We start from the raw sequence: 23,522 nt of genomic DNA on the forward strand, positions 1-23,522 counted from the left end.
TTCAATCCTTTTTTGCCTTGTCCTTGATTATACCTAAGGGAAATTCTTTGGTCATCACTTGATCAATCCAGCGACATGCCTCTAAAGGAGTCATCTTCCAGTTTGTGGGACACTGGGATAGTATCTCCACCAGTGAAAAGCCTAGGGAATCCATCTGGTACTGGAAGGCTTTTCTTATGGCCTTACGGGTCTTCAAAATATTGGAAGCGCTGTTCACTGCGCAACGCTCTATGTAGGTTGTACCAGGTAGTTGAGCTAACAGTTCACTTATGTGCAACGGGTAACCGTCGATTGATGCTTTTCTTCCCTGTGGTGTGGTAGTTGATACCTGTCCGAGAAGTGTGGTGGGTGCCATCTGTCCACCTGTCATTCCGTAAACCGAGTTGTTTATAAATATGACCGTTATATTTTCTCCTCTGTTTGCTGCATGGATGGTTTCCGCTGTTCCTATGGCTGCTAGATCTCCATCACCCTGATAGGTAAATATGATTCTGTCTGGAAGGATACGTTTCATTCCTGTTGCAACGGCGCAACCACGCCCGTGTGGGGATTCCAACATGTCGATGTCGAAGTAATTGTAAGCAATAACGGCACAGCCTGCGGGCGGTATACCAATGGTTCTGTCGGCTATATTGAGTTCATCAATTACTTCTGCAATGAGTCGATGGGTTATGCTATGACCACAACCACTGCAGTAGTGAAAAGGAGTGTCTTTTAAGGATTTAGGTTTTGCAAAAACCTTTTTCATTGTTTTTGTTTTGCTTCGTAAGCTATTACTTTCGCCAATTCCGCCGGTGTGGGAATCACACCCCCTGGACGGCCGTAAAATTTTATGTTTTCTGACCTTCCTAGGGCGAGTTTAACGTCTTCGAGCATTTGGCCTGTGTTCATTTCAAACACAAGAAAAGTCTTTGCTTTTCCTGCAAAACTGCGCAGCGCTTCAGCGGGAAATGGCCATAGAGTAATGGGGCGCAAAAGACCGGCCGCGATACCCATCTCTCTGCTACGCTTTATAGCCCCTTTTGCAATTCTTGCTGCGGTTCCGTAGGCCACCACAAGAATTTCTGCATCGTCCGTCCAGAATGTGTCCCACCGTGTTTCTGTAGATTCAATAACTTGATATTTACGGAAGAGTTTCCAGTTGTGTTCCTCCATCCGTATTGCGTCGAGTATTAATGCTCTTAAGAAACGGCTTTTGTTTTTTCCTTTGCCCCTAATCATGTAAGCTTCGCTGTAGTTACGCGGTTGAGGCTGTTTGAATTCTACTGGTTCTATCATCTGGCCCATCATGCCATCTGCGAGTATTATTACGGGGTTTCTGTATTTGTCTGCGAGATCGAAGGCGTCCATCGTTAAATCGGCAAGTTCCTGAACAGACGCAGGTGCTAGAACTATGGTCCGGTAATCACCATGGCCGCCTCCCTTTGTAGCTTGAAGGTAATCGGCCTGTGAAGGTAGAATATTTCCTAAACCTGGGCCTCCTCGCATTATGTTTACGATTACTGCAGGTAATTCCAGGGCTGCTAGTTCTGAGATGCCTTCTTGCTTAAGCGAAATGCCAGGTCCGGATGAGGAGGTCATGGAGCGCGCCCCTGCAGCGGAAGCACCAATGACCATATTAATAGCCGAAAGTTCACTTTCCGCCTGTATAAAGACACCGTTTTTCACACGGCGCATATGCTCTGCCATGTATTCGGTCAGTTCATTCTGAGGCGTTATGGGATAACCGGCATAGAATTGACATCCTGCTCTGATCGCAGCTTCGCCTATTGCATGATTACCGGACATCAATATTCTATGCACGCCAGACCTCGATAGCGATTTCAGGGCACACATACGCACATAAGGCACAACCGGTGCATGTACCGTTGTTTGTAAAGGCCACCGGATGATAGCCTTTGGAATTTATATCTTTGGTAGGAATTATGTTATTCTTTGGACAGGTGTTGACGCAGAGTAAACACTCTTTGCATAACTCTGGGTTGATGACAATACGACCCTTCACCTTGAATTTTAGCTGCCTGTTTTTTGAAAGCGCTTCGTCACTACTTCATATTTTGTTGGCTTGTCAAGTTAAAATAATGGGATCTAGATGGATAGCCTCGGTATTTTATCTCCAAACCAATCTGATTGTTTGTGTAAAAGAAAAGTAGGTGGTATTCTAAACCTGCTATAACTTGGATTTAATGTGGGAGGTTGATGTGTCAAATCGGTACGTGGTGGAAGGGGTTCGCAGCCCAGTGGATCAGGTGGATACTGCTTTTTTATTGGAGCGGGTAAGCACCCTTTTGAAACTGGAGAAAATAAAGATTAAAGAGTGTAAAGTAGTTAGGAAGTCCCTTGATGCCCGCAAGAAGCCCCCTGTGTATGTGTTTAACTTAGAGATTCTTGTTGAGGAGGGCATTGAGGAGGGTGTTTTTAAAGGTCTCCGCGTGCATCGTTCCCCTGGTTTTTTTGAAAGGGTTCCCATTTTTGCACACGCTAAGAGAAAGAGACGACCCGTGGTTGTGGGAAGTGGTCCGGCCGGATTGTTTGCTGCTCTCACCCTAGCGATTAACGGGTTCCCCCCGCTTATTGTGGAACGGGGGAAACCAGTGGAGGAGCGTGTCAAAGATGTCGAGTCTTTTTGGAATGGTGAGGGGCTAAACGAAGAGAGTAACGTGTATTTTGGTGAAGGGGGTGCAGGTACCTTTTCCGATGGGAAGTTAACCACGCGGGTGAGAAATCCCTACGATATTTGGGTGAAGAAGGTTCTTGTTAAGCTTGGGGCTTCTCCGGAGATACTTATCGATGCCAAGCCGCATATTGGTACTGATAAATTACGCACCATTCTTTTTAATTTCCGCCTTCTATTGAAAAATAAAGGTTGCGAATTTCTGTATGAAAGCCGGGTTACCGATATACAAGTGCATAGAGGTGGTATTAACGGTCTTGTGATAAATGAGAGGGAGGTGGTGAAAACGGACGGAGTAATTCTCGCTATTGGTCAGAGTGCAGATGATACGTATGAGATGCTCCATAGAAGGGGTGTCCATTTGGAAAAAAAACCTTTTGCTATGGGTTTAAGGGTTGAACACCCTCAGGATGTTATAAATGCTATTCAATACGGCAGGTGGGTCAAAGAGATGGAATTGCCACCGGCGGATTATAATTTAAAAACCACACTACGTGTTTTGGGACGCTCCGTTTACACATTTTGTATGTGCCCTGGCGGGCGGGTCATTGCGTGCAGTCCAGTGAGGGGAGTTGTGGTAACTAACGGGATGAGCGAAAGTGGACGGAATGAGCCTTTTGCAAACAGCGCGGTTGTTGTTAATGTGACTAAGGAGGATATTGATGGTAGTGATCCTCTGGCAGGTCTGCGGTTCCGTCGTTTTTGGGAAGAAAGGGCCTTTCATGCGGGGGGTGGTAACTATTTTGCGCCGGCGCAGCGATTAATGGATTTTTTGGAAGGAAAGGACAGTCCCGAGATAAGTAATGTTTCCTATCGTCCAGGCGTTACACCGGCTGTTCTAGATGAGTTGTTGCCCAATTTTGTTGTGGTCTCCATCAGAGAAGGGCTGAAGATTTTCAATTGTAAAATGCCGGGATTTCTTTGTCATGAGGCTAATCTGATCGGAGTGGAGACAAGAACGTCGTCGCCAATACGCATTGTTAGGGGAGATAATGGTCAGAGCATCACTCTCAGAGGGTTGTTCCCCTGCGGGGAAGGGGCAGGTTACGCAGGTGGAATAATGAGTTCTGCCCTCGACGGTATAAGGATAGCAGAGAAGGTTTTGTGTCAGTGATCAGTATGCGTTCCATCCCGTTCGGATATCAAAAATGATATCTTCTCCACTCTTTCTGGTTTCTTTTTCCCGAAACTGGATGGCCTCATCTATGAACCTTTTTTGAAGATCTCCTATCGCCTCTATGCCTTTACCGATTATCTTTGGAGCTACTGCAACCACTATGCGGTCGGCAAGATGCTCTTTTATAAAGTTGGTAATAACCCTCGCACCACCTTCCACCAGAATGGAAGATATTTTCATGTGGCCAAGTGTTCTTAAAAGCTCTTTGAGATTTACCACACCTTCCCCGTCATCCGAAACTGCTATTACCTCTATGCCATGATCCTTCAACATCTCCATTTTATCTGCGGGAGCCCTACTGGTGGTAAACACCATTGTCCTTGCTTTTTCTAGTGATCTGAATATCTTGGCAGTCAAGGGAGTTCTGAGGTGAGAGTCCAATATCACACGGATAGGATTTCGCCCTTTGACAAGTCTGACTGTTAATTCAGGGTCGTCTTTGATGACTGTCTCACATCCCACGAGGACGGCATCATGTTCACTTCTCAGTTTATGGGCTAGTTTCAGGGAAGATAGAGAACTTATCCAGCGAGAGTCTCCTGTGGTTGTGGCAATTCTACCGTCGAGAGTTTGGGCAAATTTTACGGTTACAAAGGGAAGACCGGTGATTATGTATTTAAAAAAAATTTCATTCAGTCGGCGACATTGATCTTCAAGGATACCCACATCTGTGGTAATTCCATTTCTCCGGAGAATTTCTATACCCTTTCCCGATACTAGAGGGTTTGGGTCTTTAACACCCACGACCACCCGAGAGATTTTTTCCTTGATTATCCTGTTTACACATGGGGGAGTTTGGCCGTGATGACAGCATGGTTCAAGGTTTACGTAAAGGGTGGAACCTTTCGCATTGCCTGCGATTTTATCAAGAGCAACTATCTCTCCGTGCGGGCCTCCGTAGAACTTGTGCCACCCCTCTGAAATGATTCTTCCCTCTTTTACTACCACTGCCCCCACCATGGGGTTGGGACTCACATACCCAGCCCCACGGCGGGCCAGATTCAGAGCTTTTTTCATGAAAAAATCATCGTTCACAACTATTAAGCATAACACGGTTCTTCTTTTTTGATAAGGCCGTTGTTGACGGTTTTTGTTTGATGGTGTAGGAGAGTCAAAATTTTATTACAAGGGTAGGTGACTGTTATGAAGGGTGTAGTTCTTGCGGGTGGTTTGGGGACGAGACTTTATCCCCTAACTAAGGTGACGAATAAACATCTGCTGCCCGTTTACGACAAGCCTATGATTTATTATCCCATTAAGACCCTGGTTAACGCTGGTATAGATGAGATTCTCATTGTGACAGGTGGCAACAATGCGGGTGATTTTTTGAGACTTCTAGGGAATGGTAAGGAATTTGGTTTAAAGCATTTGAACTATACCTACCAGGAGGGAGAGGGGGGAATAGCGGCTGCTCTAGCACTTGCTGAACATTTCGCTGACGGTGACAAGATGGTGGTGATCCTGGGGGATAACATAATCGAAAGGAATATCTGCAAATCGGTGCAGGCATTTAAAGAGCAGAGAGAAGGTGCTCGTATTATACTAAAGGAGGTTCCCGATCCCCAACGTTTTGGCGTACCAGTTTTTGCGGGGGACCGTCTTGTTCGCATCGAGGAGAAACCCGCTCGTCCTGCTTCAAATTACGCAGTTATTGGCATTTACATGTACGATAGTCGCGTTTTTGATTACATAAGAACATTGAAACCATCAGCGCGGGGAGAACTGGAGATTACAGATGTGAACAACCGCTATATCGAGGCGGGTATTATGGAGTGGGACGTTTTAGAGGGCTGGTGGAGTGATGCAGGTACCTTTGAATCGCTCCACTATGCGAGCAACATGGTCAAGCTCACTGGGGCTAACAAGATGACGTGAAGGTTATATAATGGCTTATGATATATGGGGAAAATGTTGACATACATTGTTGCTTTCATTGTCGGTGCTGTTGTGGGAAGTTTTCTCAATGTCGTAATTAGCAGGGTTCCTCTTGGCCGTTCTATAATTTCCCCACCTTCTAACTGCCCTGTCTGTGGGGAGCGTATAGTCTTTTATGATAACATTCCTATACTGAGTTTCCTTCTGCTACGAGGGAGGTGTCGATACTGTAAGGAGAGAATTTCCTGGAGGTATTTTACTGTAGAACTCTTAACGGCGTTTCTAGCTCTCACGTTATTGATAAAATTTGGTGTGAATCTAAGGTTTCTGGTCTTTTTTATCTTTCTCTGTGTGCTTGTTGTTGTTGCATTTATCGATCTGGAGCACGGGATCGTGCCGCATATTATTGTTTTGCCGGGTATACCTATTTGCTTTATGGTGAGTATTTTCGTATTGGGATTGAAGTTTACAGATGCCCTTGTTGGTTTATTCGCGGGTGTGGCTATCTTATACCTCATTGCTTTGTACTACGAGTCCATAACGGGTAACGAGGGTTTGGGTGCTGGAGATGTTAATCTTTTGGGTATGATAGGGGCTTTCTTAGGTTGGCAAGGTTTGATAGTTGTGTTACCAGTAGCTGCCGTTTTAGGTGCGGCTGCGGGAATTATCATTGTCTTAGTTAAAGGGAAAGACTTGAAGTACGCTTTGCCTTTCGCCCCCTTTCTCTCGCTAGGAGCCGGTGTTTATATTTTTGTTAAGTGAATCCACTTGACTTGATCGCTGTTGCGTATTACGCTAGGTGCAAGTTAAAAAGGAGCGACCTTTGTGGTAGCTTCTTTTTTTACGTTCTGAGGGTTGGATATGAAAAAAGAAGTTCAGAGGATGTTAAAGAATACGTTGATTACCTTACAGCGGGAAGGTCGTTTAAGTTTGGAGACGCTGCCTAGGGTTGAGGTGGAAACCGCAAAAGAAGAGGCGCATGGTGATTATGCTACTAATGTGGCGATGGTTCTTGCTTCTTTGCTTAGGAGATCTCCCCACGAAATTGCGGGGATGATTGTGGGTCGTATCCAAGATGAGAAAAAAATACTGGACCGGGTTGAAGTTGCCGGTCCAGGTTTTATAAATTTTTTCATAAAAGATGATGTTTGGAGGTCATCGCTGGTACATATCGAGAAAGAAGGTCAAGCTTATGGGACAGGTGACATGGGTGAGGGATACCGCGCACAGGTGGAATTTGTCAGTGCAAATCCTACGGGTCCCCTTCACATTGGTCATGCTCGAGGTGCGGTTGTCGGTGACGTTATTGCAAATATTCTTAAAGCTTCTGGATATGAGGTGGAGAAGGAATACTATATAAACGATGCGGGAAACCAAATATGGAATCTGGGAAGGTCGGTGTATTACCGTTATCTTCAAATGGCGGGACGAGAGGTGGATTTTCCGGAAACATGTTACCAAGGGGATTATATAAAGGAGCTTGCCCAAAGGATCCTGGTAAATGAGGGCACGAAATTCCTCGAGTGGGATGAGGATAAGGTCATCAATCACTTCGCTGATCTGGCCTCTGGGGTTATAATGGAAGGTATTAAGAGGGATCTTCGTGATTTTGGAGTTACGTTTGATTTCTATTTTAGTGAAAGGGATCTTTATCGCGACGGAAGTGTAGATCGAGTTATCACTGACTTGGAAGCCAGGGGATTTGTCTACAGGGAAGATGGTACTCTGTGGTTTCGGTCAACTGCTTTCGGTGATGAGAAGGACAGGGTAATTGTGAGAAAGAGGGGAGAACCCACCTATTTTGCGGCGGATGTTGCCTATCATCGCTACAAATTCGCAAGAGGTTTCCATCTGATCATCGATGTCTGGGGGGCGGATCATCACGGGTATATACCACGCCTCCAAGCGGGCATTCGGGCGCTTGGTTATACTGGGGAAGCTCTGAGGGTGATTCTGGTACAGATGGTCAACCTGCTTCGCGATGGTAAGCCTGTGGCCATGTCCACGAGAGCAGGTGAATTTGTTACACTACGCGAAGTTTTAGATGAGGTGGGGAGAGATGCTGCCAGGTACAATTTTTTGATGCGCCGTTCTGACAGCCATCTGGATTTTGATCTTGAAGTGGCGAAGAAACAGTCTAACGAAAACCCGGTCTACTATGTTCAGTATGCCCATGCGCGAATTGCGAGCATACTCCGAATGGCGGAAGAAAGGGGTATAACTGTGCCCCGTTTCGAAGAGACTCCTCTCTTTAGACTGATCCTCCCTGAGGAGATGCACCTTATAAAGGCGGCTGTGCGTTATCCGGAGGTTGTAATGGCAGCGGCCAGTGCTCTTGAACCTCACCGCCTAACGTTTTATCTAAACGACCTTGCGAGTGTTTTTCACAGTTATTACAACCGATACCGCGTTATATCGGATGATAGTGAGTTGACCGCAGCGAGGCTTTTCCTCGTAAATTCTTTACGTATCGTTTTTAGAAATTGTTTGGGACTACTAGGTGTCGACGCCCCGGATCGGATGTAGATCTATGAAGTGGAAGAATAGAAAACCGGGTGTAGTGGTTCTAGGGAGGAGGGGTGTAGTTGTTTTGGTGGTGGGTATGGCGCTTCTTGTTTTTGTCTTTTTTCTTTTCGGTGTTCATGCGGGGAGACACATCGATGTTATGCCTGAGAAAATCGCCTGGGGAATCCCAAAGAAAGTACTTAGCGCTCTAAATTTGTTGCCCCCGAAGGGGGAACATTTATCAATGTATCAACCCGTGAGTGAAGAGGTGCGTCCTCGGGATGATGTGGCAAGCCAATCCACCGCCGGTCAAGTTCAGTCCGGATATCCGGTGATTAAAGAGTCTGAAACGAATAAAGTGGTTGAGACCCGTGAAGATAAGGTGGTCAGACCTTTAACTGAAGAAGGAAGAACTACTGGGGAAGATAAGGAGGGAGTGAGGAGCCTTACGGCGAGAGCTCTGTACAAAGTACAGGTTGTTTCCCTACAGGACAAAAAAAGGGCGGAGGAGGTTGCCAGTTTGGTGAGAGAACAGGGTTATCGGGCCTCTGTGGTGAGTGTAGATATTACAGGTAAAGGTAGATGGTACCGCGTGTTTGCGGACGGTTTTATGTCGGAAGATAAAGCGAAGGAAGCTGCAGCGGTTTTGATGAAAAAGGTGAAGGGGCAGTGTATAGTTATGAAAGCCAATTGAGGTGGGTATGTTTGAACTACTGACAGAAAAATTAGAAGGAATATTTCGGAAGCTGAAGGGGAGAGGGCGTCTGGATGAAGAGAATATCAAAGGTGCCCTCCGAGAGATAAGAATGGCCCTTTTAGAGGCGGATGTGAACTACAAAGTTGTTAGGGACTTCGTTGAGGATATAAGAGGGCGAGCTGTTGGCGAGGAGGTTCTTCACAGTATAACACCCGGGCAGCAGGTGGTAAAAATAGTACATGATCGCCTCGTGGAACTTCTTGGGGGTACAAGCAGCCATTTGCGTTTAGGTAGCAGAATTCCTGCTGTCATTATGCTCGTTGGTCTTCAGGGATGTGGGAAGACGACGACTGCCGCTAAACTGGCACGTTTCCTAACGAAACAGGGTCATCGTGTTTGTCTAGCCTCTTCTGATGTGTACAGGCCCGCAGCAATGGAACAACTCCGGATACTAGGTCAGAGTGTAGGGGTGGAAGTTTATGATGCGAGAGGGGAGAAAGATGCCATTTTGATATGTAAAAAGGCGATGGACGAGGCTAGAAGTCGTGGTTGTGACGTTCTGATCTTGGACACAGCTGGCAGGCTACATATAAACGAAGAGATGATGGAGGAGCTTCGACGAATAAGAGATAACGTTAAACCAGCGGAGGTGCTTTTTGTAGCTGACGCTATGACCGGTCAAGAGGCGGTTAACGTAGCTGCCCGGTTTAACGAAATTTTGGGTATAGACGGTGTAATAATGACAAAGCTGGATGGAGACGCGCGTGGTGGTGCGGCACTGTCTCTGAAGGCCGTTATTGGAAAACCAATAAAGTTCGTCGGTACGGGGGAAAAGATAGATGCCCTAGAGGTGTTCCATCCCGCGCGTATGGCTTCGAGAATTCTCGGTATGGGAGATGTTGTGACTCTTGTGGAGAAGGTACAGGCAACTATTTCAGAGAAAGAAGCTCAAGAATTGGAGAGGAAGTTAAGAAAAAAAGAATTTACGCTGGAAGATTTCCGTAATCAGTTACTACAGATAAAGAAAATGGGTTCTTTCAGAGAGGTTATGTCCATGATCCCCGGTTTCTCTAAGTTGAAAATGGCAGATGGTATGTTGCCCGATGATCGGGAGATCATTAAAGCTATAGCTATTATCGATTCTATGACGAAGGAGGAACGGGAAAACTATCAAATAATCAATGGAGAAAGGAGGTTACGTATAGCCAGGGGAAGTGGAACAACTGTACAGGACGTAAACAGACTCCTCAAAAGCTATGGGGAGATGCGGAAGCTTCTTAAAAGGATAACCACGAAGGAGGGTATAAAAGCTCTGAAGAGAAGTGGTTTTCGTTTTTGATCAAAAAGACTATTTTCATAGTGAAATAGTTATGCTATGAATGGTACTCTATTCGTTTAAATTCTCAGGAGGTGATGGACAGGTCGGATGGCAACGAAGATACGATTGGCCCGTATGGGAGGTCACAAAAGGGCGTTTTATAGGATTGTAGTGGCTGATTCGGAAGCACCACGCGATGGTCGTTTTGTGGAGGTTGTGGGTCATTACGATCCCCACAAGAGTACAGGGGGGGTGGTAATTAAGGAGGAGCGAGTGAGGGAGTGGCTTTCCAAGGGTGCTATACCCACCATGACGGTCTCTCGGCTTCTCGCGAAACATGGCGTTAAAGTAAAATAGGGCATAACGTAAATGCGAAAATCCTGAAGATTTTGAGGGGAAAGACATGCGGAGGTGGAAACTATGAAAGAGTTGATCAAGTACATTGCTCAGGCTCTGGTCGATCATCCGGACCAGGTACAGGTATCTGAGATTGTGGGTGAACAGACTTCGGTTATCGAGTTGCGCGTGGCGAAAGAGGATCTGGGGAAGGTTATTGGGAAGCAAGGTCGTACTGCGAAAGCGATGAGAACGATCTTGAGTGCCGCTTCGACGAAAGTCAAAAAGCGTACAGTTCTGGAGATTATTGAATAGTGCGTTGAAAAAGCTCTTTGAAATAGGGCGGATAGCGAAGCCACATGGCTTAAAGGGTGTCGTAAAGGTCACCTCTTTTCTAGAGGCCCCCCAGGAGGTGCTCCAGGAAGGTGATTCAGTGTTTCTGCGACGAGGAGGAAAAGAGATGGGTCCGTTTCGTCTGCAGAAACACAGCGTAATGGGAAAAGCGCTACTACTGAAATTTGAGGGTCTGGACAGTCGGGAGGCTGTGGAGGAACTTGTAGGTACATTGGTGCTTCTTCCCGTAGAAAAACTTAGAGCTTTGCCGGACGGTGAGTACTATTGGCAGGAACTGCTGGGGATGGAAGTGTATACAGAGCGGGGTGAGTATGTGGGGAGCATAACATCCATAATACCCTGTAGGGCCCATGATGTTTATGTCTGTAAGCATGGCGTAAGAGAGGTGCTTCTCCCCGCTGTTGGGGATGTCATTTTGAAGGTGGACAGACAAAAGAGAAAGATGGTGGTTCGCCTTCTTGAAGGCTTGTGAACATGCCCGTGAGATTCGATATACTCACTCTCTTCCCCGAAATGTTTCGTTCACCTCTGGAGTGCAGTATTTTAAAGAGGGCGCTTGAGAGAGGCACTGTAGAGGTTTGTCTTCACAATATTAGGGATTATGCAGAGGACAAACACCGAGTTACAGACGATGCACCTTACGGTGGTGGCGGCGGCATGGTGATGAAGGTGGAGCCGATTGACAGAGCCCTGCAGGCGCTCCGGGTAGAAGAAGGAACGCCGGTGATTTTGCTTACGCCCCAAGGGGAGCTTTTCCACCAGGCAGTGGCTGAAGAATTGGCCTCTTGTAGGCGGATTGTTATGATATGCGGTCATTACGAAGGTGTGGATGAGCGTGTGAGGTTGTATCTTGTGAGCCGCGAACTTTCAATAGGTGACTACATACTCACCGGAGGCGAGTTAGCGGCTATGGTTGTTGTTGATGCAGTTACTCGCTTGCTACCTGGCAGTTTGGGGAATGAACGGTCAACTAAAGAAGAGTCGTTCTCCAGCGGCCTTTTGGAGTATCCTCAGTATACTAGACCAGCTGAATACAAGGGCTGGCGAGTACCGGATGTGCTTCTTTCCGGGAATCATAGAGAAATTGAGTCCTGGCGGAGGCGCGAATCGCTGATTAGAACCTATAAGAGAAGACCGGATTTACTGAGAAAAGCAAAATTAACACCTCAGGACAAAGAGGTGTTACGCAACTTTATTGGCAGGGAGTTTGATGGGTAAAAGGTTAAACAACGAGGAGTGTGATGGGCGATGAGTAACATTATCGAAAAGATTGAGAAAGAAAACATGAGGGCGGATATACCGGATTTTCGTCCTGGTGATACTGTACGGGTATTTGTGCGCATAGTGGAGGGTCAGAAGCAGAGAATTCAGGCTTTTGAGGGAGTAGTAATTCGTCGCACAAGAGGTAACAGTAGGGCGAGTTTTACGGTTCGGAAGATATCTTACGGTGTTGGAGTGGAAAGGACCTTTCCCCTCCATTCGCCTGTGATTGAGCGTGTTGAGGTTGTGAGTCGTGGTCGTGTGAGGAGATCTCGTCTTTACTATCTCAGAGGTTTGAAAGGGAAAAAGGCGAAGGTGAAAGAGAGTGGCAGATCTTACTGAGATGAACGATATTGAACGCGAGCTCTGTTCTCTCGGTTATCGTTTTGTTGCGGGTGTTGATGAGGTGGGAAGAGGTCCACTGGCGGGACCGGTGGTAGCGGCGGCGGTTATTTTCCCTCCTTATTATGTAAACCCGAGTATCAAAGATTCAAAGGCCCTTACCCCAATGAAGCGGGAACAGATCTACTGGCAAATCATGAACGATGCGGAGTCAGTGGGGTGGGGTATTGTGGAATCCCATGTTGTCGATGAAGTTAACATCTGGAATGCCACCGTTTTGGCTATGAAAAAGGCCTTGAGTGCACTGAGTATATCTCCTGACTATGTTTTAGTGGATGGGAACAGAGGTTTTTTAAGCGACATCCCCCAATGTGCTATTGTAAAAGGTGACAACAGATGTATATCCATAGCTGCTGCTTCAATTGTGGCCAAAGTTATAAGAGATAGAGTTATGGATATATATCACCATGAATTTCCCCAATACAATTTTCAAAAAAACAAGGGTTATGCAACCCAGGAGCATCGCTGGGCAATTAGGCGTCACGGATACTGTAGGATTCATCGTCGTTCATTTCTTGTTAGAGATCTAGTATAGGGTTATTTCGTGGCTGGTTGTAGAGGTGGCGAGGCGCCGTTCACTTGTAGGTCATCGTGGTGAGGAGGAGGCGGTAAAATTCCTCACAAGGAAGGGATACCGGATACTGGAGAGAAACTACCGTTGCCCTCTGGGGGAAATAGATATAGTTGCTAGTGATGGAAGCACGTTAGTGTTTGCAGAGGTTAAGAGTAGGAGTTCGGACTCATACGGGGATCCTTTGGAAAGTGTAACCCTGGAAAAACAGAGACGTATCTCCCTTGTGGCCCTCCATTACATTCAGCGTAGGAAACTTTACAATGTACCCGCCAGATTTGACGTTATAACGGTCAAGATGGGAAACGGGGATGTGGAGATAAGTTTGATAAAAGATGCCTTTGAATTACAGGTGGGTTGATGGATATAAGGGAAAATATAGAAAATCACAGATGTGTAGGATGTGGTTACTGTTGTTTCCGCCAGACGTGTACTTTTGGTTTGATTCTCCACCCGGAGGCGGGGGAAAAGGTTTGTCCAGAACTTCATTGGAATGGTTTTAGGTATGTGTGCAGGCTTGTGGAGATGAGTGGGTCTCTCGGAGCATTTTATAGGGAGTATCTCAAGGTTGGACAGGGATGTAGGGCTTACGCCAATCCGTGGAGAAAGGATGTCCGGTGTCGTGATGGGGAAAAAGCACCTTTACACTACTGAAGGTGATGAACTCGCAGGTGGTCAGGCCCTTATTGAGGGCGTTATGATGCGCCATCGTGATCGTGTTGCGTTGGCGGTGAGAAGAAGCGATGGGTCCATCGAATTAAAGGAGGAGACCTACGTATCTCTCACTCGTCGGTATTCTGTTCTTGGGTGGTATGTTATAAGAGGATTCGTGACCTTTCTGGAAATGGTGATGCTCGGTGTGAAGGGTATCCTTTTTTCTGCTGAGATGGCCCTTAGGGAGGAGGAACAGGAGATGTCATCATGGCAGTTACACCTCTCCATTGCTTTCAGTTTTTTAATTGTGTTTCTTTTTTTCATTTTAATCCCCGCATACGGATTCACATTGCTTCGGGAGCACATCGGAAATACGTTTCTTTTGAACATTGCCGAGGGTAGCATCCGTTTGGTTGTTTTCCTCCTTTTTTTATCGTTAACCCTCTTTATGGGGGATATGAGAAGGGTGTACATGTACCACGGCGCAGAACATAAAACGGTTTTTGCTTGGGAGGATGGGAAAGAACTTACTGTGGAAAATATCCGCCCTTATCCCACAAGACACCCTCGATGTGGTACCAGTTTTGTGCTCGTGGTTATGGTGGTCTCTATTTTTGTGTTCTCTCTCCTTGGTCGCCCTGCTTTTTTTGAAAGGGTGTTCTATAAACTTTTGCTGCTTCCCGTCATTGCAGGGATTTCCTATGAAATTGTTCGCTTTACGGGGAAGTTTCGTAAAAGCAAAATGGTCAAACTCATCACGTGGCCTGGGCTTTTGCTTCAGCGCATCACCACACGGGAACCCACAGATGACCAGATTGAAGTAGCCATTGCCGCTATGAAAAAAGTTATTTAGAGAGCTTTTTCAGCAACCAGACGATATTGGCGCCCAAATCTTTCATTGTTCTCAAGCCTTCCTCGTCTTTTAGTACCTCCCCAATATTTCCTCCTATGGCCATGTTCCAGTAACTTGAGCCTGGGATTATCATCTGCATGTATTGGAAGAAGAGGTTTATGGAATTAAGCGCTTGTATCGATCCTGCCCTCCGGGCGGCCACCACAGCAGCTCCGACTTTTCTTTTCAGCATGTAATTGTTGGCCCGGGCTACGATGCCACACCTTTCAATCAACGCTTTCATGTTGGCGCTTACATCGCAAAAGTAGGTAGGAGATCCCAGGACGATACCATCGGCGGATGACATCTTTTCTAGGATTTCGTTCAACATATCCGTGCCTTGAGCGCAACGACCATTTTTATTTTTGAAACATTTGTAACAGGCCTTACAACCTTTTAATTCATGACCAGCGAGTTGTAATAACTCTGTTTCAATCCCCTCTTTTTTTATTTCTTCCAGGACAGTGTTGATTAAAATAGCAGTGTTACCATCTTTACGGGAACTGGCGTTCACAGCAAACACCTTCATTTTTTGGACCTCCTTCTTTTTTATCCTTTGTCCAGGCGGTAAAGCCCTGCTCTTCGTGCTTTTTCGATAGCATCCGCAAATTCCTGAGGCGTGATGCGTCGTCCTATAAAGGGATCTCCAACGGCTCTGCCGCAAGGCCTGTACTGCGCCATAATATTTACGTAGCTGTGGGGGGATATTTTCGTCGCGATGAATCGCACGATTTCTTCTGTACCGGCGATATTTTGGGGCATGACGAGGTGCCTGATGATAAGTCCTCGTTTGGCTATACCTCGTTCGTCTACGATGAGATCGCCTACCTGTCTGTGCATCTCCAACAGGGCTTCCTGGGCGCGTTCCCTGTAGTCAGTCACACCACAGAACTTTTCTGCCCACTCGTTATTCCAGAACTTAAAATCTGGCATGTAGATGTCGAAAACACCGTCCAGTAGGCGGAGAGTTAAAAGAGTTTCATAACCACCGCAGTTGTAAACAAGGGGGATGTTAAGGCCGGCTTCAATCGCGATGGGTAAAGCCTCCAGTATTTGAGGAACTACATGCGTTGGTGTAACGAAGTTTATGTTGTGACAGCCCATTTTTTGGAGGCGTATTATAACTGTAGCAAGATCATTGGGGCTGACTTCATCTCCGTATCTGAGATGGCTGATGTCGTAATTCTGGCAGAAAGAACAGAGGAGATTGCAGGAAGCGAAGAATATGGTTCCCGAACCGTACCTTCCCACAAGGGGGGATTCTTCACCAAAATGCGGTCCATAGCTGGACAGAATGGCCCATCTTCCCGTTTTGCATACACCTAACTCCCCTTCAATGCGATTCACCTTGCACCTTCTCGGGCAGAGCACGCACGATTTTAAGACGTTAAGGGCGGATTTTATCCTATTTTGAAGTTCCCCTTTTTTGTAGAGATCTATGTATGAAGGTACGTTCATTGACCGCTCAGTTGGCCGCATGCCGCACATATATCTTTGCCTCTGCTCGTCCTTACGATTGTGGTATATCCAGCATCAAGAAGTACCTGTTGGAAATTTCTTATAGCCTCGGGAGAAGGTGATTTGAAGCGTGATCCGGGAAATTCGTTGAATGCAATTAAATTCACTTTGCAACGTATTCCCCTCAACAGGCGGGCGAGTTTTTTGGCATCCTGGATGGTGTCGTTAAAATCACCCAAGAGAACGTATTCAAAAGTTAGCATACGCCGACCAGGCATGGGATAGTCTCGACATGCCTGTAGAAGGGCCTCTATGGGGTATAGGCGGTTTATGGGCATCAACGTACTGCGTCGTTCGTTATCTGGGGCGTTTAGTGACACGGCAAGATTAACGCGGATGTCGTGCCCAAGTTGGACGATCTTAGGAGCTATACCGCAGGTGGAAACCGTTATCTTGCGGGTGGAAAATCCCATTCCATAATCTGACGTGAAGTTTTTTATTGCCTTCAGTGTATTTTCGTAGTTTGCTAGAGGTTCCCCCATGCCCATGAGAACTACATTCTTTACACTGGCACCTTCAGGTGTTTCAAAACGAAGCCTAATCAACTGACCAACTATTTCTGATGCTCTCAAGTTTCTCTTCAATCCTATGGTTCCTGTGAAACAGAAAAGACAACCCATCGCACACCCCACCTGGGTAGATAGACAGGCGGTCCAGTGATTTTTGCCTGGTATGAGTACACTTTCCACTTTGTGCCCATCTTCAAGTTGAAATAGGACCTTTTTAGTGCCATCGATGGAAGTGCTCGTTTTCACTATCTCCGGGTCACGAATCTCCACCATTTCTTTTAATTTGTCGCGGAATTCCTTTGATAGATCTGTCATAACATCGAAAGATTGCGCTCCCCGCTGGTAAAGCCACTTCATAACCTGTCGCGCACGATATCGTTCCTTGCCCATCTCGGCGAAATAGGCTTCCATTTCTTCTAGGGTCATGTCTTTGAGGTGGGGTTTTCCCGACATGGACTATTTATAGCAGTCTTCTAGTCTTATGGAAATGGCCTTTATGAATTCCTGTGTTGATACAAGTTTCTTGGAAGGAATTGATTCTGCCATCCCGATGATATCCCCTGTCATGATTCCGGATTCTATGGTTTCTCGCACAGCCCTTTCCAAGTTCTCTGCGAAGGCGATTACATCCTGTGTATTGTCAAGCTCACCCCGTTTTTTCAGCGCCCCGCTCCATGCGAAGATGATGGCGGTTGGATTAGTGGATGTTTCCTCTCCCTTCAGGTATCGGTAGTAATGTCTCTGTACTGTTCCGTGAGCGGCCTCGTATTCGTAACACCCCTTCGGGGAAACGAGAACCGATGTCATCATAGCCAGGCTTCCGCAGGCTGAAGCAATCATATCAGACATTACATCCCCGTCATAGTTTTTTAGGGCCCATAGGATTCCGCCTTCAGAACGGACAACTCTCGCTGCTGCGTCATCTATGAGGGAAAAGTTGTAACTCAATCCGGCCTGTCTGAAATGTGTTTCCCAGTTGGTTCTGTATTCCTTCTCGAATATGCTCCGGAAGTGGCCATCGTACGTCTTGGATATGGTGTCTTTCGCACTGAACCAGAGGTCGAGCTTTCTCTCCAGGGCATAACGGAAACACGTACGTGCGAACTCTTCGATGGAATCGTCGAGATTGTGTATAGCCTGGACAATACCTGGACCAGAGAATTGAAACACAGTGGTCTCCGCCACTTCTTCCCCTTCTTCAGGCTGAAAGAGGAGTTTTACCTTTCCCTTCCTTTGTATTCTCATTTCGACGTTACTGTACACGTCACCGTAAGCGTGCCGACCAATGACGATGGGTTTTTTCCATGATCGCACATAGGGCACGATATTTTTCACCAGAATGGGTTCTCTGAAAACAGTTCCACCGAGGATCGTCCTTATTGTCGCATTGGGACTTTTCCATGCCTTCTTAAGATTGTACTCCTGTACCCTTTCTTCCGTAGGTGTTATTGTGGCACACTTTACGCCCACACCATGACTTAAAATGGCTCTGGCGGCGTCCTCTGTTATCTTGTCGTCTGTCTCGTCTCGTTTTTTTATGTGGAGGTCGTAGTATTTTAGGTCTACGTTTAGGTAAGGCAAGATGAGATATTCTTTGACGAGATCCCACATAATACGGGTCATCTCATCGCCGTCTATTTCTACAATGGGGTTCCTAACTTTTATCTTCATGATGTGTATTTCTCTCCCTGATTATATTCAGCATGCCGCCGGCGAGTATAATAGCCTTTTCTCTCTGACTGAGAGTATATTTTACCGTGAAATAACTTTTTTTGGAAATGTTGTGGATGATCAAGGATTCGCCCTTTTGCAGAGCTTCCCTTATGTTTACAATTTCAAGTGTGTCTCCCTGGCCGAGGGAATCGTAATCTGCATAGCTACTGAAGGTTAGGGGTAGTATACCTGAATTGATGAGATTTGATGCATGGATGCGTTCAAATGATTTGGCAATGACAAATCTGACCCCTACATGGGCTGGACACAGAGCGGCATGTTCCCGGGAAGAGCCTTGTCCGTAAGATTTACCAGCCACGATGATATTGGCAAAACCTCTTTCTTTGTTTTGGATGGCTCTTTTGTAGAATTCTGGATCCACCACTTCGAAGAGGTACTGGGCGTACCGAGAAATATTGGAGCGGTACTTCATCCTGTCCCCTGCAGGTATGATATGATCGGTGGTGATATTGTCTTCTAATTTGATTGCAACCACACCTTTTATGTTTTCGGGCATAGGGGTGTTCAATGGTGGTGATCCTATATTGGGTCCCCTTAAAATTTGTACCTTTTCTGCCTCATCACTGTTGAGGGGCGGGATAATCATTGAATCGTCGATACAGAATTTTTCTGGCATCTCTATTCGGGGATATTCTATATTTAATTTTCTGGGATCTGTTATGCGACCTGTAATTAAGGCGGCTGCTGCCGTTTCTGGGCTTACGAGATAAACATACGCATCTTTTGTTCCCGATCTACCGTAGAAGTTTCTGTTGGATGTTCTCAGAGATACACCGCCGGATGGTGGACTCTGACTATTGCCGATGCAGAAACCACAGGCATTTTCCATTATACGAGCGCCACTTGTGATTAGCGAACGCAAATGACTGCTCATAAGCAGGTTGGTAACTACCTGGCGAGAACCGGGGGCAACGACAAAGCTCACATCTTTGTGGGTTACTCTGCCACTTAGTATCTCGGCAACTGTGGCCAGATCCCTGTATGAGGAATTTGTGCAGCTACCCACACACACCTGGTGAACAGGTATGTTTTCTATTTCACTTATCCGTTTCACATTGTCGGGGCTATGAGGACACGCTGCTAGAGGCTCCAGTTCTGATAGATTTATGGTTACTATTCTGTCATATTGCGCATCTCTGTCAGCCTCCAGGGGTATCCAGTCATTTTCTCTACCCTGGGCACGGAGGAACAGCCTTGTCATATCATCGCTGGGAAATATAGAGGTGGTTACACCGCATTCCGCACCCATGTTGGCTATCGTCGCCCTCTCCGGCACGGTTAATTTCTTTAGACCTTCTCCTCCGTATTCAAATACGTAGCCCACGTTTCCTTTTGTTGTAAATATACTGAGAATGTAGAGAATTACGTCTTTTGCCGAAACCCACGGTGGTAGCTCCTCTTCCAAATTAATACGGATAACCCTGGGACACTTGAGGTAGAAAGGTTCTCCCGCCATCGCCAGGGCTACATCTAAACCGCCGGCACCGAGGGCAAACATACCAAGGGCGCCACAGGTGGGTGTGTGACTGTCAGCTCCAAGAAGAGTTTTTCCCGGTTTGCCGAATCTCTCCAGGTGGATTTGATGGCATATACCATTGCCTGGTCTTGAAAAATAGATTCCGTACCGCTGCGCTACGCTCTGAAGGTATAGATGATCATCCGCATTTTCAAAACCGATTTGAATCGTGTTGTGGTCTACGTAGCTTACTGACAGTTCTGTTCTCACCCGGGGGACGTTCATGGCTTCGAATTGTAAGTAAGTCATGGTACCCGTTGCGTCCTGGGTTAGGGTTTGGTCGATTCTTATTGCGATTTCTGATCCTGCTTCAAGTTTTCCCCCTACTAGGTGACTGGATAGAATCTTCTCTGTAATATTCAAACCCATATCAAACAACTAATATGGGGCACGGATGTCGTACCCCACTTTCCTCCTCTAGTATTGATGTTTCGTTTTTTATCAGGTTCCCTTGCGAGATGAACCGTTCACAAGAGATGTGTTTTCCCAACCTGTATCTAGAACCTTTACCCTTATAGCCTTTGCGAAACGCTTACTGTAATAAGGTTCATCCAGGGAATCGATCTTCACCTGCCGGAAACGCTTTCCCGAGGCTGCATGGATGAACTTTCCATTACCTATGTAGATACCCACGTGGCCGTATTTTCTTCGCGTATGGAAGAATATGAGGTCACCTTCCTGCAGGTCGTTTCTGTTTACGGGCATACCTGTAAATGCCTGTTCTTTCGCCGAGCGAGGTAGCTGGACGTCAAATAACTCGTATATCTTTTTAACGAAAGCAGAGCAGTCAAGCCCTCTTACCGAGTTACCACCCAACCTGTAGGGTGTACCCAAGAAGGCTTTCGCGACCTTTACCAAGAGGGAGCGTTCTTCGGGATTACGCCACTTTCCCAAAATGGAATATTCGTGTTGCTCATTTTTAACTTCTTCTTCCGTATCCAAGTCTTCGTCATCCAGTTCATCATCGAGTAGATCTTCATCTTCCGTTAATGCGAATGATCTGTTCTCTTTTATTTTTTCTTCAGACATCGGAGATCCTTTTGCATTTGCTGCTATCACTATTCTTTGCCCTACCTTTAGACGGTTTGAAAATAGGTTGTTCCACTTCTTAAGTTCCACTATTGAACAGCCTGTCTTTTTCGATATTGATGAAAGGGTATCCCCCTTTTTTACCGTGTAGTATGTGTGTTCACTTGATCCTTTTTTCTGAACGAGAGATCTTTGATTTTTTATCTGTGGGATTACCAATATCTGGTGGGTTTTGAGAGTTGTTCCGGTGAGGTTGTTTGCTTTTTTTATGGTATCGATGCTGACGCCGTATCTCTTTGCTATCTTTGAGAGGGTTTCTCCTTGCCTTACTCTGTGTTTTATGTCCGCAAGAAGCTTACCTTGAAATATGGGTAAAAATAGAAATGATAAGACGCATATAAAACCCACTACTCGTTGCGCCGTCATGAGGACCTCCTCTTGATTTTTTCAGAAGCAGTCCTTCCGAGGTACGCATGTTATAAATTGAGAGTCACACACCTACCTTTATTAAGTAAGTTTCCTGTACATGAAAAAAGGGGGTATGTCAAAAAAATTTTTGAAGGAAGAGCTTAACTCGTTTATTTCATTAGCAAAAGTTGTCTCTGTGCCTTCTTTCCCAGTTCTGATTCTGGGGAGATTTTTACCACGGTTTCCAAATTTTCTCTTGCTTCCCTTGAGTTTCCCAGTTTGAGTTGGGCATTGCCCAAAAGATAATACGCCTCTGTTAGGGATGGTAGATATTCAATAGCTCTTTTCAAATGTTGGACAGCCCGTGACCAATCACCTCGCTCACCGCTTATCCTTCCCATTTCGAGTTCTATAAATGGGTTAAGTTCGTTTCGGTTATCTTTTAAGGCTGCTTCTTGGAGCTTTGCCATTGCTCTGTCATAGTCTTTTAGCATGGTATAAGCTTTACCCATGTTAAAAAGTGCTACTGAAGGGGTTGCATAGAGCACGTTGCTTAGGGCCTTTTCAAAGTTTTCCAGGGCCTCTGGTATCTGACCCCTCACCAGATGCAGGGTGCCCATGTAATTATAGACTTCGGAGTAATCTGGTTTTAAAGCAACGGCCTTTCTACATTCTTCTATAGCTAGTTCGTGATAACCTTTACCTGCATAGGCCATCGCTTTCAGGTAATGTATTCGTGGATCTGATGAGTTCAGTTGCTCTGCTTTTATGAGTTCCTTAAGGGCATTCGTGTAATCACCAGATTCAATGTAGGCAGCCCCTAAATTCATGTGCACATCCGATTGTTTAAGCGTTGTTTCCGTGGCACATGATAAAGTGAGCAACACAAGGGTCATTAAGAACAACTTAATCCTTCTCACCGTCCTGCTCCTTCTCGTAAGTGAGCGGAGAAGATCCACCATTGACCCACCATTCGTCCTTCTCCTTAAACCACCAATCAGATGAATCAGTGATTAGAATCTGATCGGCGATTTTCCGGGCCTGTTTAGTGCAGAGTCTTTTGAGGGCAAACTCTATCCAGTCTTTACTGTACTTGTTGCCCAGATCTCCGTACTCCTTGAGCTGGATGATAAGTGCGAGCTGGTCGGCATCGTGGGCTATTTTAGCTTCTTTTGTCGATCGGCTGTTAAACTCGGCCATATGTTCAGCGATTTCATTTCCGAAGGGAAGGGGTTTAGTGAGATCCTCAATGGCTTTTTTTTCGTTAACAGTGACGTATTTTTTGTTGACGTAGTTCATGTCACCTGTTCTCGCTTCAGTTAGATCGTGGAATAGACAAAGTTTCAACACCTTATTTTCATCCACTTCTGGATCTAGTTTGCTGAGTGCATAACCTATGAATACGGTGCGCAGTATGTGTTCGGCAACGGATTCGTTGCCAGATCCTAAAAACTGAAACCCCGTTCGGGGTGTTTTCTGTAACATTCCTACTTCAAACAAGAAATTAACTATTTCCTCCATCTCACCCTCGCTTTAGTACTTGAATTCTGTTGCTCATCATATCGTAGACTTTTTTTATGTGCACCTGAAGGGCTCCGAGATTTTCGGGTTTCATGGAGAGTAGTTTGGCAAGCTGTCCCTGCCAGTACTGTATTACCTCTATTTCATGTTGCCGTAACTTTTTCTCCATTTCGGCTCGGAGTTCCCTTATCAGAGCTTCCTTCTCACTGCGATCTTTCAAAGATTTCCTCCCCTTGGCGTATTTTTGATAAGTCTATAACAGCAGTTTTCTTTTTCGCAACCCTCAATTTTCCTATTTGTGAAAGGATTTTTTCAATAGTGCTTGATTTTTTTTCTTCAATGTGGGATTTGAGTGTCGGATGAATTGCCCTATGCCTGTCCTCAGAACGTGTCGTAGTGGAATGAGGGATTTTCAGTTGTCCTTCCTTAATTCACTTCTCTTTCAGGAAATTTCCAAAGACCATAAATACTGGTGAGGAGGTGTTATAATGGAAATTAAAAATGTTTGTGTGCTTGGTGCCGGACTTATGGGGAGTGGGATAGCACAGGTGTGTGCTCAAGCAGGTTACAAT

General features: G+C 45.9%; 28 protein-coding genes. 15 read left to right on the forward strand and 13 right to left on the reverse strand.

All coding sequences use genetic code 11. The features are described from left to right. Nucleotide 1: 1 nt before the first annotated feature. The 3 genes from N2317_05730 to N2317_05740 are packed head-to-tail and all read right to left on the reverse strand — an operon-like array spanning nt 2 to nt 2,005. On the reverse strand, nt 2-748 hold the full coding sequence (locus N2317_05730) for a thiamine pyrophosphate-dependent enzyme (protein ID MCX7816989.1): 747 nt from the start codon (nt 746-748) through the stop codon (nt 2-4). Further along, nucleotides 745-1,803, reverse strand: a complete 1,059-nt coding sequence (vorB, locus tag N2317_05735) for a 3-methyl-2-oxobutanoate dehydrogenase subunit VorB (GenBank protein ID MCX7816990.1) — start codon at nt 1,801-1,803, stop codon at nt 745-747. The genes N2317_05730 and vorB overlap by 4 nt, the downstream gene beginning before the upstream one ends. Next, complete coding sequence (locus N2317_05740) at nt 1,796-2,005, reverse strand: 4Fe-4S binding protein (protein ID MCX7816991.1); 210 nt, start codon at nt 2,003-2,005, stop codon at nt 1,796-1,798. Before N2317_05740 ends, vorB begins: the two co-directional genes overlap by 8 nt. A gap of 196 nt (nt 2,006-2,201) precedes the next feature. On the opposite strand from N2317_05740, the gene N2317_05745 reads away from it, so the two are divergent. Continuing rightward, a complete protein-coding gene (locus N2317_05745; GenBank protein ID MCX7816992.1) occupies nt 2,202-3,788 on the forward strand; it encodes a hypothetical protein in 1,587 nt (528 codons plus the stop codon). Here the strand turns inward: N2317_05745 and ribD are convergent, their stop codons facing one another. Next, nucleotides 3,789-4,904 carry a bifunctional diaminohydroxyphosphoribosylaminopyrimidine deaminase/5-amino-6-(5-phosphoribosylamino)uracil reductase RibD gene (gene ribD / locus N2317_05750; GenBank protein MCX7816993.1) on the reverse strand — a complete coding sequence of 372 codons (1,116 nt, stop codon included), beginning with the start codon at nt 4,902-4,904 and terminating at the stop codon, nt 3,789-3,791. A gap of 90 nt (nt 4,905-4,994) precedes the next feature. Between ribD and N2317_05755 the strand changes: the two genes are divergently transcribed. From N2317_05755 to N2317_05820, 14 genes are all read left to right on the forward strand, one after another. Then, on the forward strand, nt 4,995-5,726 hold the full coding sequence (locus N2317_05755; GenBank protein ID MCX7816994.1) for a sugar phosphate nucleotidyltransferase: 732 nt from the start codon (nt 4,995-4,997) through the stop codon (nt 5,724-5,726). Between the two features lie 33 nt (nt 5,727-5,759). Beyond that, nucleotides 5,760-6,488: a prepilin peptidase gene (locus N2317_05760; GenBank protein ID MCX7816995.1), complete on the forward strand. Its 729-nt coding sequence runs from the start codon at nt 5,760-5,762 to the stop codon at nt 6,486-6,488. 99 nt (nt 6,489-6,587) lie between these two features. Continuing rightward, nucleotides 6,588-8,252, forward strand: coding sequence for an arginine--tRNA ligase (gene argS, locus N2317_05765; GenBank protein MCX7816996.1), 1,665 nt, complete (start codon nt 6,588-6,590; stop codon nt 8,250-8,252). A 4-nt stretch (nt 8,253-8,256) separates the two neighbouring features. Further along, the gene (locus tag N2317_05770; GenBank protein MCX7816997.1) at nt 8,257-8,925 is read left to right on the forward strand and encodes an SPOR domain-containing protein; all 669 of its coding nucleotides are present in this window, start codon (nt 8,257-8,259) and stop codon (nt 8,923-8,925) included. Nucleotides 8,926-8,932: 7 nt separating this feature from the next. After that, on the forward strand, nt 8,933-10,267 hold the full coding sequence (gene ffh, locus N2317_05775; protein ID MCX7816998.1) for a signal recognition particle protein: 1,335 nt from the start codon (nt 8,933-8,935) through the stop codon (nt 10,265-10,267). An 87-nt stretch (nt 10,268-10,354) separates the two neighbouring features. Then, nucleotides 10,355-10,603 (forward strand): 30S ribosomal protein S16, encoded by a 249-nt coding sequence (gene rpsP / locus N2317_05780; protein MCX7816999.1) that lies wholly within the window; start codon nt 10,355-10,357, stop codon nt 10,601-10,603. A 63-nt stretch (nt 10,604-10,666) separates the two neighbouring features. Then, nucleotides 10,667-10,897, forward strand: coding sequence for a KH domain-containing protein (locus tag N2317_05785; GenBank protein ID MCX7817000.1), 231 nt, complete (start codon nt 10,667-10,669; stop codon nt 10,895-10,897). After that, a complete protein-coding gene (gene rimM, locus N2317_05790; protein MCX7817001.1) occupies nt 10,845-11,408 on the forward strand; it encodes a ribosome maturation factor RimM in 564 nt (187 codons plus the stop codon). The genes N2317_05785 and rimM overlap by 53 nt, the downstream gene beginning before the upstream one ends. Before the next feature lie 2 nt (nt 11,409-11,410). Continuing rightward, the gene (gene trmD / locus N2317_05795; protein MCX7817002.1) at nt 11,411-12,154 is read left to right on the forward strand and encodes a tRNA (guanosine(37)-N1)-methyltransferase TrmD; all 744 of its coding nucleotides are present in this window, start codon (nt 11,411-11,413) and stop codon (nt 12,152-12,154) included. Between the two features lie 30 nt (nt 12,155-12,184). Beyond that, complete coding sequence (gene rplS / locus N2317_05800; protein ID MCX7817003.1) at nt 12,185-12,538, forward strand: 50S ribosomal protein L19; 354 nt, start codon at nt 12,185-12,187, stop codon at nt 12,536-12,538. Further along, nucleotides 12,522-13,133, forward strand: coding sequence for a ribonuclease HII (locus N2317_05805; GenBank protein ID MCX7817004.1), 612 nt, complete (start codon nt 12,522-12,524; stop codon nt 13,131-13,133). The genes rplS and N2317_05805 overlap by 17 nt, the downstream gene beginning before the upstream one ends. 25 nt (nt 13,134-13,158) lie before the next feature. Then, nucleotides 13,159-13,530 (forward strand): YraN family protein, encoded by a 372-nt coding sequence (locus tag N2317_05810; GenBank protein ID MCX7817005.1) that lies wholly within the window; start codon nt 13,159-13,161, stop codon nt 13,528-13,530. Further along, on the forward strand, nt 13,530-13,823 hold the full coding sequence (locus N2317_05815) for a hypothetical protein (protein ID MCX7817006.1): 294 nt from the start codon (nt 13,530-13,532) through the stop codon (nt 13,821-13,823). The genes N2317_05810 and N2317_05815 overlap by 1 nt, the downstream gene beginning before the upstream one ends. Next, nucleotides 13,795-14,676 carry a DUF1385 domain-containing protein gene (locus N2317_05820; GenBank protein ID MCX7817007.1) on the forward strand — a complete coding sequence of 294 codons (882 nt, stop codon included), beginning with the start codon at nt 13,795-13,797 and terminating at the stop codon, nt 14,674-14,676. Before N2317_05815 ends, N2317_05820 begins: the two co-directional genes overlap by 29 nt. On the opposite strand, the gene N2317_05825 is transcribed toward N2317_05820, so the two are convergent. The 9 genes from N2317_05825 to N2317_05865 form a co-directional block, all read right to left on the reverse strand. Continuing rightward, complete coding sequence (locus N2317_05825) at nt 14,669-15,244, reverse strand: flavodoxin family protein (protein MCX7817008.1); 576 nt, start codon at nt 15,242-15,244, stop codon at nt 14,669-14,671. The two genes, N2317_05820 and N2317_05825, sit on opposite strands and share 8 nt — an antisense overlap. A 20-nt stretch (nt 15,245-15,264) precedes the next feature. Beyond that, entirely contained in the window at nt 15,265-16,062 is a 798-nt protein-coding gene (locus tag N2317_05830; GenBank protein ID MCX7817009.1) for a radical SAM protein, read from the reverse strand. 107 nt (nt 16,063-16,169) lie between these two features. Continuing rightward, the gene (gene rlmN / locus N2317_05835) at nt 16,170-17,195 is read right to left on the reverse strand and encodes a 23S rRNA (adenine(2503)-C(2))-methyltransferase RlmN (GenBank protein MCX7817010.1); all 1,026 of its coding nucleotides are present in this window, start codon (nt 17,193-17,195) and stop codon (nt 16,170-16,172) included. 3 nt (nt 17,196-17,198) lie between these two features. Next, entirely contained in the window at nt 17,199-18,413 is a 1,215-nt protein-coding gene (locus N2317_05840) for an NADP-dependent isocitrate dehydrogenase (protein MCX7817011.1), read from the reverse strand. Continuing rightward, nucleotides 18,397-20,361, reverse strand: coding sequence for an aconitate hydratase (locus N2317_05845; protein MCX7817012.1), 1,965 nt, complete (start codon nt 20,359-20,361; stop codon nt 18,397-18,399). Before N2317_05845 ends, N2317_05840 begins: the two co-directional genes overlap by 17 nt. A 72-nt stretch (nt 20,362-20,433) precedes the next feature. Next, a complete protein-coding gene (locus N2317_05850; protein ID MCX7817013.1) occupies nt 20,434-21,447 on the reverse strand; it encodes a LysM peptidoglycan-binding domain-containing protein in 1,014 nt (337 codons plus the stop codon). A 152-nt stretch (nt 21,448-21,599) separates the two neighbouring features. Then, nucleotides 21,600-22,349 carry a tetratricopeptide repeat protein gene (locus N2317_05855; GenBank protein ID MCX7817014.1) on the reverse strand — a complete coding sequence of 250 codons (750 nt, stop codon included), beginning with the start codon at nt 22,347-22,349 and terminating at the stop codon, nt 21,600-21,602. Next, a complete protein-coding gene (locus tag N2317_05860; protein ID MCX7817015.1) occupies nt 22,336-22,950 on the reverse strand; it encodes an HD domain-containing protein in 615 nt (204 codons plus the stop codon). The genes N2317_05855 and N2317_05860 overlap by 14 nt, the downstream gene beginning before the upstream one ends. Before the next feature lies 1 nt (nt 22,951). Beyond that, complete coding sequence (locus tag N2317_05865) at nt 22,952-23,170, reverse strand: hypothetical protein (GenBank protein ID MCX7817016.1); 219 nt, start codon at nt 23,168-23,170, stop codon at nt 22,952-22,954. Between the last annotated feature and the right edge of the window lie 352 nt (nt 23,171-23,522).

The sequence above is a fragment of the Syntrophales bacterium genome (assembly GCA_026417625.1).
Taxonomy (GTDB): Bacteria; Desulfobacterota; Syntrophia; order Syntrophales; family UBA8958; genus JAOACW01.